Origin of the sequence: Kitasatospora sp. NPDC001547, from assembly GCF_042894165.1 — a bacterium.
Taxonomy (GTDB): Bacteria; Actinomycetota; Actinomycetes; order Streptomycetales; family Streptomycetaceae; genus Kitasatospora.
This window is the reverse complement of sequence record NZ_JBIAVL010000010.1, coordinates 66,521-75,646: the sequence shown is the minus strand read 5'-3', so window position 1 is coordinate 75,646 and position 9,126 is coordinate 66,521. Positions and strand designations below refer to the sequence as shown.

The 9,126-nt window shown below is 75.3% G+C and carries 7 protein-coding genes and 1 tRNA gene; 3 read left to right on the top strand and 5 right to left on the bottom strand.

Annotated elements, in window-relative coordinates; translation table 11 throughout:
* The 3 genes from ACFY0X_RS19705 to ACFY0X_RS19695 all read left to right on the top strand — a co-directional run.
* The coding region (locus ACFY0X_RS19705) for a transporter (RefSeq protein ID WP_387756297.1) at nucleotides 1–1,628 on the top strand (1,628 nt) is incomplete at its 5' end.
* A 160-nt stretch (nucleotides 1,629–1,788) separates the two neighbouring features.
* A complete protein-coding gene (locus ACFY0X_RS19700) occupies nucleotides 1,789–3,060 on the top strand; it encodes a DUF2786 domain-containing protein (protein ID WP_387756295.1) in 1,272 nt (423 codons plus the stop codon).
* Between the two features lie 132 nt (nucleotides 3,061–3,192).
* Nucleotides 3,193–4,305 (top strand): ADP-ribosylglycohydrolase family protein, encoded by a 1,113-nt coding sequence (locus ACFY0X_RS19695; protein WP_387756293.1) that lies wholly within the window; start codon nucleotides 3,193–3,195, stop codon nucleotides 4,303–4,305.
* A gap of 30 nt (nucleotides 4,306–4,335) precedes the next feature.
* Here the strand turns inward: ACFY0X_RS19695 and ACFY0X_RS19690 are convergent, their stop codons facing one another.
* From ACFY0X_RS19690 to ACFY0X_RS19670, 5 genes are all read right to left on the bottom strand, one after another.
* Complete coding sequence (locus tag ACFY0X_RS19690; RefSeq protein WP_387756291.1) at nucleotides 4,336–5,652, bottom strand: serpin family protein; 1,317 nt, start codon at nucleotides 5,650–5,652, stop codon at nucleotides 4,336–4,338.
* Nucleotides 5,653–5,705: 53 nt separating this feature from the next.
* Nucleotides 5,706–6,704 carry an ADP-ribosylglycohydrolase family protein gene (locus ACFY0X_RS19685; RefSeq protein ID WP_387756289.1) on the bottom strand — a complete coding sequence of 333 codons (999 nt, stop codon included), beginning with the start codon at nucleotides 6,702–6,704 and terminating at the stop codon, nucleotides 5,706–5,708.
* A 22-nt stretch (nucleotides 6,705–6,726) separates the two neighbouring features.
* Entirely contained in the window at nucleotides 6,727–7,941 is a 1,215-nt protein-coding gene (locus ACFY0X_RS19680; RefSeq protein WP_387756287.1) for a cytochrome P450, read from the bottom strand.
* A gap of 90 nt (nucleotides 7,942–8,031) precedes the next feature.
* Nucleotides 8,032–8,772: an NAD-dependent deacetylase gene (locus tag ACFY0X_RS19675; protein WP_387756285.1), complete on the bottom strand. Its 741-nt coding sequence runs from the start codon at nucleotides 8,770–8,772 to the stop codon at nucleotides 8,032–8,034.
* Between the two features lie 137 nt (nucleotides 8,773–8,909).
* Nucleotides 8,910–8,983 (bottom strand) — tRNA-Met (locus tag ACFY0X_RS19670).
* Nucleotides 8,984–9,126: the final 143 nt, after the last annotated feature.

The following is a 9,126-nucleotide window of genomic DNA, read 5'->3' as shown; positions in this document are numbered from 1 at the left end:
GGCGCATGAGCGGCGCGACGACACCCGCCGTGCCCGACGGCCGGACGGTGGTCCGCGCCCTGGTGGCGCTCAAGCTGCGGCTGCTGCGCAACGGGCTGCGGCGCAGCCCCGGCCGGACCACCGTCTACGTGATCGGCGGCGTCGTGGGCCTGGCCTTCGCGGCCGGCATCGCCGTCGCCATGGCCGCCCTCAACGGCCGCTACCCGGGCTCCGGGGACGCCGGGACGATGCTGCTCGGCGTGCTGACGCTGGGCTGGGCCGCACTGCCGCTGTTCCTCTTCTCCAGCGACGAGAGCGCCGACCCGACCCGGCTGACCATGCTGCCGCTGCGGCCCGGCCCGCTGTTGCGCGGCTCGCTGCTGGCCGCGCTGATCGGGCCGGGGCCGCTGATCAGCCTGGTGCTGGTGACCGGCGCGGTGCTGGCCGGCGCGGCCGGCGGCGCCTCGGCCGCGGTCGCGGTGGCCGGTGTGCCGCTCGCGGTGCTCTGCCTGGTCACGCTCTCCCGGGCGGTCGCGGCGGGCAACGCCCGGATGCTCTCCAGCCGGCGCGGCAAGGACTTCGCGATCTTCGGCGGGCTGGCCTTCGCCCTGCTGGTGCAGGTCGCGAACGTGGGCTCGCAGAGCATCCTCGGCCGCCGGGGCGGGCCGATCGACCTCTCCCCGCTGAAGCCGATCGCCTCGGTGCTGCGCTGGATCCCGCCGATCAGCGCCGCCGACGCGCCGCGCACCGCCGGCGAGGGCCGGTACGGGCTGGCACTGCTCCAGCTCGCCGCGGCGGCCGCGCTGCTGGCGCTGCTGCTGCGCTGGTGGCGGCGGAGCCTGCAGGAGCTGATGGTGACCGCCGACTCCTCCACTCTGGAGGTGGCGCGCGGCGTAGAGGGCTCGCGCGGCTGGGGCTTCCTGCCCCAGGGCCGGACCGGGGCGGTGATGCAGCGGCACCTGCGGTACGCCTGGCGCGAGCCGCGGGCCAAGGCGGCGCTGTTCACCAGCATCGGGATGACGCTGGTGATCTGCGTGCTGTCGATGGTCCAGGGCTGGGCGAGCGTCTACCTGCTGGCGATGACCGGGGTGTTCCTCGGGCTGCAGATGCTCAACCTGTTCGGCATGGACGGCTCGGCGTTCTGGATGGTCGCCGCCACCCTGCGCACCCCCGCCGACGCCCGGTCGGAGCTGCGCGGACGGGCGTACGCGGTGCTCTCGTACGCCGTTCCGGTGACGGTGGTGCTCGGACTGGTGCTGGCGGCCGTCACCGGCCGGTGGAGCGAGCTGCCGCCCGCGCTCGGCCTGGCGCTGACGCTGCTCGGCTGCGGGATCGCGCTGGGATCGGTGTTCAGCGTGCTGGCGCCGTACACCATGCCGGCCGACAGCAATCCGATGCGCAACGCCGCCCCGGGGCAGGGCGGGCTGATCCTGCTCAACCAGTTCGGCTCGATGGTCGGCGTCACGGTGCTGGCGCTGCCGGTCGGCGGCTACCTCGCCTGGGCGCTGGTCGCGGACGGGCCGAGCTGGCCGGTGCTGCTGGTCGGCCCGCTGTACGGCGCGCTGGTCGCGACGCTGGGCGTGCGGCTGGCGGCCGGCCGGCTGCTGGAGCGCACGCCGGAGATCCTGGCCAAGGCCATCGAGCGCTGATCCCGCCGGGCGAGGCCCGAACCGTCTCGCCAGGCGTCGGGGCGGCTCCCGCCCACCCGCCCGGAGAAACGGTTCACCGGCCCGCTCTCCGGACGGTTCGCGCCACCGCTCCGGCATCATGGGCAGGAGGCCGGACCGTCGAGGAGAGCAGGGACACACCGTGGGCGAGCGCGCGCAGCAGGCCGGGACCGCCGGGCCGCTGCTGGAGCAGGCGGTGCGGTCGGTGCTGACGGCCCCCGACGACGCACTGGACCTCGCCCTGGACACCGGGGCCTCGCTGCTGGCCGCCTCGGCCGGGCAGTGGCCCGACGTCGGCCGGGCGCTGCTCGGCCACGCGGACACCGCCGTCGGCCGCTGCTGGTCCGCCGGATGGCGCCCGGCCGACCTGGTCCGGGTGGTGCGGCGCGAGCTGAAGCCCGTCCACTTGGCCCTCGCGGTGGACCTGATCGCCGCCGAGGGCCGCCGCCACCCCGCGGCCGCCCTGGACCGGCGCTGGCGGGAGCAGCTGCGCGAGCTGGAGGCCGAGGTGTGGTGGTCCGGCGACGAGGAGTACCTGGGGGCCTTCGCCCACCGGCACCGGCTGGACCGCTTCGCGCTCGCCACCGCGGCCCTGGAACTGCTGCGCACCTGGGGCCGGCTGCCGCCGATCGCCCCGGTGGGGCCCGCCCCCGGGCAGGCCGTGCGGCAGCGGCACCCGGCGCCGGCGGCCGGCGAGCCGCGGATGCTGGCGCGGATCCGGGCGCTGCTGGCCAAGGCCGAGTCCACCGAGTACCCGGAGGAGGCCGAGGCGCTGACCGCCAAGGCCCAGCAGCTGATGGCCCAGCACAGCATCGACGACGCGCTGCTGGCCGCGGCCGGCGCCGACCGCGACACCCCGGCGGCGCTGCGGATCGGGGTGGACAACCCGTACGAGGGCCCCAAGACGATGCTGCTGGACGCGGTCGCGGCGGCCAACCGGTGCCGGGTGGTGTGGGCGAAGGAGTTCGGCTTCTGCACCGTGGTCGGCTTCGACGGCGACCTGGACGGCGTCGAACTGCTCTACACCTCGCTGCTGGTGCAGGCCACCCACGCGCTCAACAAGGCGGGCTCCCGCAAGGACTCGCGCAGCAAGGCGTTCCGGCAGTCCTTCCTGGTCGCGTACGCGGCGCGGATCCGGGAGCGGCTGACGGCCGCGACCGAGCGCGCCACCAGCGCCGCCGCGGCCGGGCGGCACCTGCGCGAGGACGGCACCGAGGAGCAGCTGCTGCCCGACGAGCGGCTGCTGCCCGCGCTGGCCGCCCGCTCCGAGGCGGTGGACGAGGAGGTCGGCCGGCTCTTCCCGAAGCTGGTCTCGCAGCGGGTGCGGGTCAGCGACGGCGTGGGCTGGGCGGCCGGCCGCGCCGCCGCCGACCGGGCCGCGCTGCACGGACGCGCCGGGGCGATCCGCCGCTGAGGGCGGGTCGGACGGCGCCCGGGGCCGTCCGCACCGGTCCCCCGCCCGACCCGCGCAAGATCCACATGAGCCGCCCGGCTCCCTGGGGGACCTGATAGAACGTAGTCCGCCACGAACGAAGGGGGACTCGACGTGACGGAGCCGGCGGCGGAGTCGGGATACCGGGACCGGGTGCGCGGAGCGCTGCTCGGCGGAGCGATCGGCGATGCGCTGGGCTGGCCGGTGGAGTTCCAGCAGCTCCACCAGATCCAGGACCGGTACGGGCCGCAGGGCGTCACCTCGCTGCCGGCCGGGCCCGGGCCGGTCGAGGTGACCGACGACACCCAGATGACGCTGTTCACCGCCGAGGGCCTGATCCGCGGCTTCGTCCGCGGCTGGACGGGCGGCGGCGGCTCGGTGCCGGAGGCCGTCCACGGCGCCTACCGGCGCTGGCTGCGGACCCAGTACCAGGGCGCGCCGGACGCCGGGCCGCAGCCCCGCCCGTACGACGGCTGGCTGCTGAGCCGCCCCTTCCTGTACGCGCGGCGCGCGCCCGGCAACGCCTGCCTGAGCGGGGTGTCCGAGCACCCGGTGTTCGAGGCGCCGTCCGCGATCGGGCTGAACGGGCCGATCAACCCGGGTTCCAAGGGCTGCGGCACGGTGATGCGCTCGGCGCCGTTCGGGCTGGCCCGGCTGGGCGTCGAGCAGTCCTTCGGGCTGGCGGTGCAGTGCGCCCAGCTCACCCACGGCCACCCGACCGGCTACCTCGCGGCGGGCGCCTTCGCGGCGCTGGTCGAACGGCTCGTGGACGGCACCGAGCCGTGGGCGGCGGTCGGCGAGACGGTGGAGCAGATCCGCGAGCTGCCGAGCTCCAAGGAGACCGTCCAGGCACTGGCCCGGGCGGTGCGGCTCGCCCAGGAGGCCGAGCCGGCGGCCGAGACTGTGGAGCGGGTCGGGCTCGGCTGGATCGCCGAGGAGTGCCTGGCCATCGCGGTGTACTCGCTGCTGGCGGCCACCCTGGACCCCGACCCGGTCCGCACCGCGCTGCTGCTGTCGGTGAACCACTCCGGGGACAGCGACTCGACCGGCGCGGTCTGCGGCAACCTGGTCGGGGCCGCGTACGGCGCCGCGGCGCTGCCCGCCGAGTGGGCCGGGGCGGTCGAGGGCCGGACGGAGCTGCGGCAGGTCGCGGACGACCTGCTGGTGCTCTTCGGCAGCCGCGACCCGCTGCACCCGGGGCTCGGCGGGCGCTACCCGGCCTGGTGAGCCGGGGCGGCCCGGTCTGGCGAGCCGGCGCTACCCGGCCTGCGGGTCGGTGACCTGGCCGAGGAACAGCGGCGCTCCGCCCCGGGTGTCCCGGATCAGGAACAGGAACGGCCGGTCCAGGTGCACCTGGACCGGCCGTTCGGCGTTCGGCGCCGCCGCCACGTCCATTCCGACACCGCTGCCGGCCGCCGCGACCGTGCCGTCCTCGCCGACCTCGATGGTGGCCTTCTGCACCACCGTGCCGACGGCCAGCGGGTCCTTGGCGATGCCGCTGAAGTCGGCCGCGCCGAAGGCCGCCCGCACGCCGAGCGAGCGCAGCGCGGAGCCGAGCTCCTTCGAGGTGTCGAAGCGGAAGCGCGGCAGCTGGAGGTCGACCGGCCGCTCGGCGAGGGCGCCGAGGATGAGGTCCAGCTGCGCCTGGTCCAGGCCCTTGGCGAAGGCCGCGAAGCCGCCCTGCGCGGGGACGATCAGGTCCATCACCAACCCGCCGTCCGCGTACGGCAGTTCGACGGCCTGCCAGGGCTCGCCGACGATCCCGCCGGAGCCGTCGGCGTACTTGAAGTCCCCGGTCTGCCCCATCGTGGGGACGGCCGGGGCGGAGCCGTCGAGCTTGTGGAACGGGCGGTCGGCGGTGTGCGAGGGCTTGAAGGCGGAGGCCCACCTGGCCTTGAGGTAGAGCGCGTCGGTGAGCACCAGCCGGGTGCTCGGGTTGATCGCCTCCCGGCCGAACAGGTCCTTGATCCGGCCGTCGGTGGCCTTCTCCACGGCCGCGTTGACGGACTTGCGGGCCCCGTCCGGGTCCTTGGCGAAGTCGGCCTGGTGCACCCCGGTGCCGAAGGCGCCGGCCAGGGTGGCCAGGTAGTCCGGCTCGACGGCCAGGCCCCGCTGCGTCCAGACGTCGTCGCTGCGGCGCAGGGTGAGCTTGTCGGTGGCCGGGACCGGCCGGTTCAGCGCGCCGGTGGCGAACGCGTACTGCTGCGGGTCGAGCCCGGTGTGCAGGGCCTTGGCCAGCTCCTCGGCGGTGGCGCCGCGGGCGCCGGGCAGCAGCATGGCGAGCACGGCGGCCAGGCCGGATGGGGAGACCACGAGGTTGCTCCCGGCGGCGTCCGGCTCGGCGGTGAGGACGTGCAGGAGGTCCAGGCCGAAGGCGTCGGTGGCGGCCGCGGTGGCGGCCACCTGGGCCGGGTCGGCGGTCGGCCGGCCGGTGGGCGGGGAGGCCCGGAGCTCCACGGGCGCGGGGGCGGTGCTGCCGCAGCCGGCGAGCAGCGGCGTGGCGAGCGCGGCCGCGAGCAGGAGCGCCGCCGGGCGGCGAAGGGTACGACGGGTTGCGGTGCTGCGGTTCGTCATGGCCCTTCGACGCACCGCCCCGCCACCCGGTTCCGCCCGCCCCCGGCGCCGGCTCAGTCCCAGAGCGCCCCGAACTCCAGCAGTTCGTCGCGGTGCTCGATCCGCTCCACCCAGTCGGCCGGCCAGGCCGCCTCGCCGTGGTGGGCACCCGCGAAGGCACCGGTCAGGCAGGCCAGCGAGTCGGAGTCGCCGCTGGAGTACGCGGCCCGGCGGACGGCCGCCACCGGGTCGTCCGGGAGCAGCAGGAAGCAGAGCAGGCCGGTGCCGAGGGCCTCCTCGGCGACCCAGCCCTCACCGGTGGCCAGGCAGGGGTCCGCCTCGACATCGGGTGCGGCGAGCGCCGCGTCCAGGCGGTCGAGCACCTTGAGGCAGTCGTCCCAGCCGCGGGCGAGGACCGCCTGCGGCGAGGCGCCGTACCAGTGGTCGGCGAGGTCGCCGAGCCAGAACTCGTCGTACCGCTCCCGGCTCGCCAGGGCGTGGGCCCGGAGCACCGCGGGCAGTCCGGCCGGCGGCAGGCCCTCGGCGAGCCTGCGGACGGCGTACGCGGTGAGGTCGGCGGCGGCGAGCGCGGTGGGGTGGCCGTGGGTGAGCCCGGACTGCAGCTGGGCGGCGCCGGAGAGCTGCCGGGCGTCCAGTTCGCGGACCAGCCCGACCGGGGCGACCCGCATGTTGGCGCCGCAGCCCTTGGAGCCGACGTCGGAGGCCTGCTGCCAGCGGTACTCCTGCCGGCTGAGCCGCTCGCAGGAGCGCAGGCACGTCATGCCGGGGGCGCGGTTGTTCTCCGGGGAGCGCCACCAGTCGACGAACTCCTCCCGGACCGGCCGCTCCAGCCGCAGCGGCGTGAGCGGGCCGCGAGCCAGGGCGGTGCGCAGACCGCGGGCCAGGGCGAGCGTCATCTGGGTGTCGTCGGTGACCAGCGCCCTGCCGGGCAGCGGGAGCCGCCGCCAGTCCGGATGGTCGGCCGCGATCGCCTCGACGGTCCTGAACTCCGTCAGCCGGCCGAGCGCGTCCCCGATCGCCAGCCCCAGCAGTGTCCCCGTCGCCTTGCCCACGGCCGTTCCCCCCTCTGCTCCGTCAGACCTCGACCACCAGTTCCTTGAGCCCGCGGATCACGTAGCCCGGGTTCCACTCGGGCTCGCGGGCCAGCCGCAGGCCCGGGGCCCGGCGCAGCAGGGTGCCGTAGGACTCGGTGAGCTCCAGTCTGGCAAGCGGGGCGCCGAGGCAGAAGTGGATTCCGGCGCCGAAGGTGATGTGCGGGTTGTCGGTGCGGCCGAGGTCGAGGCGGTCCGGGTCGGCGAAGCGCTCGGGGTCGCGGTTGGCGGAGCCGAAGAGCAGGGCGATCTCGGCGCCGCGCGGGATGGTCACGCCGCGGACCTCGATGTCCTCCAGCACCCAGCGCTCGAACATCTGCAGCGGGGTGTCCCAGCGCATCAGCTCCTCGACGGCGGTGGGCAGCAGTTCGTCCACCGAGCCGCGCAGCCGGGCGAGTTCCCCGGGGTTGCGGAACAGCGCCCACCAGCCGTTGCCGGTGGTGTTGACGGTCGCCTCGTGGCCGGCGTTGAGCAGCAGCACGCAGGTGGAGACCATCTCCTGCTCGCTGAGCGCGTCGGCGCCGTCCTGGGCCTGGACGAGCGCGCTGATCAGGTCGTCGCCCGGGTTCGCCCGGCGCTCGCGGATCAGGGCGCGCAGGTAGTCGGAGAACTCGGTGCTCGCGGTGACGGCCCGGCGGGCGGCCTCCTCGGTCGGGTTGAGCTCGAACATCCCGGTGATGTCGGAGGACCACGGCCGCAGCAGGTGCCGGTCGCCCTCCGGCACGCCGAGCATCTCGGCGATCACCGCGACCGGCAGCGGCTCGGCGACGGTGGCGATCAGGTCGCCGCCGCCGGCCGCGAGCAGCTCGTCGACCAGGTCGCCGGCCAGCCGCCGCACGGTGGGGCGCAGTCCCTCGACCATGCGCGGGGTGAAGGCCTTGGAGACCAGTCGGCGCAGCCGGGTGTGGTCCGGCCCTTCGAGGTCCAACAGCCCGTGGTCGTTCAGGGTGTGGAAGGGCTCGTGCGCCGGGTCGGGCTCGGGGCGGCCGAACTCCGCGTGGCTGAAGCGGTGGGTGTAGGTGCGGCCCAGCCGCCGGTCCCGCAGCAGGGCGCTGACGTCCTCGTGGCGCGAGACCAGCCACTGGTTCGTCGGCTCGAAGTACGTCACCGGCGCGTGTTCGCGCAGTTCGGCGTACGCGTCGTACGGGTGGGCCACGAACGCCGCCGACCAGGGGTCGAACTTCGCCGTCGTCGTCATCGGTCGATCACTCCAGGCCATGAGGGGGAAAGCCGGAAGGATCATCGTACGCATGCGGTGCGTACGGGAAGCCGATCCTTCCGGCCCTGCTCAGGCCCGCTCCAGCACCAGCCGCCGGACCAGCTCCGGCAGCGCCCGCGAGATCGGCTCCCGGATCACCTCGGCCGCGGCCTCGTCGTACGGCGTCGGCTCGGCGTTCACGATGATCAGCTCCGCCCCCGTCCTCACCGCGTCGTACGGCAGCGCCGCCACCGGGAACACCTGGAGGCTGGTGCCGACCGCGATGAAGACGTCGCAGGCCCGGACGATCGAGTCGGCCTGCCCGAGCACCTCCGGGTCCAGGTTCTCGCCGAACATCACGATGCGGGGCTTGAGGATCCCCCCGCACTCCCGGCACGCCGGGTCCGGCTCCCCCGCCCCGACCCGCGCCAGCGCGTCCGCCATCGACCCGACCACCCGGCAGCGCAGGCACTGCGTCTCCCGCGTGTTGCCGTGCAGTTCGAGCACCTTGCGGGCGGTCAGCCCGGACCTCTGGTGCAGCCCGTCGATGTTCTGGGTGAGCACCCGCAGCGGCAGCCCGGAGCGCTCCAGGTCGACCAGCGCCCGGTGCCCGGCGTTCGGCTCGGCGGCCACCGCGTCCGTCTCCAACCGCATCCGCCAGGCGCGCCGCCGGACCTCCGGATCCTCCAGGTACGGCCCGATGGTGACCAGCTCCTGCGCCGACGGGTCCTTCTGCCACACCCCGTTCGGGCCGCGGTAGTCGGGGATGCCGGAGTCCGTCGAGATGCCCGCACCGGTGAGGACGGCGATCAGGGGCCGCTTCGCGTTCATAGCCCGGACGGTACGGCCGCCGGCCCGGCCGCGGCCACCGAAAATCCGACCGCGCGGGCCGGGCCCTCCGGAACACCGAAGGGCCCGGGAACGCCGAAGGGCCCGGAGGCTAGATGCCTCCGGGCCCTTCGAACTAGTAGCGGGGACAGGATTTGAACCTGCGACCTCTGGGTTATGAGCCCAGCGAGCTACCGAGCTGCTCCACCCCGCGTCGGTGAACACGACTCTACGCGACTTCGGCCGAATGTCCTAACCGGGTTCTGCCGACCGGCCCGCGGCCGCGCCCCGGCGCCCCCGGAGGAGGCCCGGGAACGCCGCAGGGCGGCCACCCCGTGAGGGGTGACCGCCCTGCGG

What these genes read in the sequence shown, in the direction of transcription:
- ACFY0X_RS19690 (WP_387756291.1), bottom strand. Translation starts at nt 5,652, where the DNA reads ATGACGAACCGCAGCACCGCAACCCGTCGTACCCTTCGCCGCCCGGCG.
- ACFY0X_RS19680 (WP_387756287.1), bottom strand. Translation starts at nt 7,941, where the DNA reads ATGACGACGACGGCGAAGTTCGACCCCTGGTCGGCGGCGTTCGTGGCC.
- ACFY0X_RS19675 (WP_387756285.1), bottom strand. Translation starts at nt 8,772, where the DNA reads ATGAACGCGAAGCGGCCCCTGATCGCCGTCCTCACCGGTGCGGGCATC.